General features: G+C 50.8%; 1 tRNA gene and 2 rRNA genes. All 3 read right to left on the bottom strand.

Annotated elements, in window-relative coordinates:
- Positions 1 to 939, bottom strand: a 23S ribosomal RNA gene (locus PGQ95_RS26260); the annotation flags it as partial.
- 182 nt (positions 940 to 1,121) lie between these two features.
- Positions 1,122 to 1,197, bottom strand: a tRNA-Glu gene (locus tag PGQ95_RS26255).
- Between the two features lie 85 nt (positions 1,198 to 1,282).
- A 16S ribosomal RNA gene (locus PGQ95_RS26250) occupies positions 1,283 to 1,352 on the bottom strand; the annotation flags it as partial.

The raw sequence follows: 1,352 nt of genomic DNA, 5'->3' as shown, positions 1-1,352 counted from the left end.
TCCCGTGATAACATTCTTCGGTATTCGTAGTTTGCATCGGGTTGGTAAGTCGGGATGACCCCCTAGCCGAAACAGTGCTCTACCCCCGAAGATGAGTTCACGAGGCGCTACCTAAATAGCTTTCGGGGAGAACCAGCTATCTCCCGGTTTGATTGGCCTTTCACCCCCAGCCACAAGTCATCCGCTAATTTTTCAACATTAGTCGGTTCGGTCCTCCAGTTAGTGTTACCCAACCTTCAACCTGCCCATGGCTAGATCACCGGGTTTCGGGTCTATACCCTGCAACTTAACGCCCAGTTAAGACTCGGTTTCCCTGCGGCTCCCCTATACGGTTAACCTTGCTACAGAATATAAGTCGCTGACCCATTATACAAAAGGTACGCAGTCACACCCGAAGGTGCTCCCACTGCTTGTACGTACACGGTTTCAGGTTCTTTTTCACTCCCCTCGCCGGGGTTCTTTTCGCCTTTCCCTCACGGTACTGGTTCACTATCGGTCAGTCAGGAGTATTTAGCCTTGGAGGATGGTCCCCCCATATTCAGACAGGATACCACGTGTCCCGCCCTACTCTTCGAGTTCACAACCTGTGCATTTTGGTGTACGGGACTATCACCCTGTACCGTCGGACTTTCCAGACCGTTCCACTAACACACAAGCTGATTCAGACTCTGGGCTGCTCCCCGTTCGCTCGCCGCTACTGGGGGAATCTCGGTTGATTTCTTTTCCTCGGGGTACTTAGATGTTTCAGTTCCCCCGGTTCGCCTCGTTAACCTATGTATTCAGTTAACGATAGTGCAACGAATTGCACTGGGTTTCCCCATTCGGACATCGCCGGCTGTAACGGTTCATATCACCTTACCGACGCTTTTCGCAGATTAGCACGTCCTTCATCGCCTCTGACTGCCAGGGCATCCACCGTGTACGCTTAGTCGCTTAACCTCACAACCCGAAGATGTTTCACTTCTGATTGCGAAAATTTGAGAGACTCGAACACACATTAACTGTGTGTCGTTTCAATTTTCAGCTTGATCCAGATTTTTAAAGAGCAAATATCTCAAACGTCACCCGAAGATGAGTTTTGAGATATGTCGGCGCGCGTCTTTCACTCACGAACCAGCAAGTGGCGTCCCCTAGGGGATTCGAACCCCTGTTACCGCCGTGAAAGGGCGGTGTCCTGGGCCTCTAGACGAAGGGGACACTGAAGTCTCAATCGCAAGACGCCTTGCTTCTTTACTTTCATCAGACAATCTGTGTGAGCACTACAAAGGCAGGTTCTTTAAGGTAAGGAGGTGATCCAACCGCAGGTTCCCCTACGGTTACCTTGTTACGACTTCACCCCAGTCATGAATCAC

The organism is Klebsiella sp. 141240 (assembly GCF_050600805.1).
Taxonomy (GTDB): domain Bacteria; phylum Pseudomonadota; class Gammaproteobacteria; order Enterobacterales; family Enterobacteriaceae; genus Klebsiella; species Klebsiella aerogenes.
This window is presented reverse-complemented; position numbering and strand designations above follow the sequence as displayed.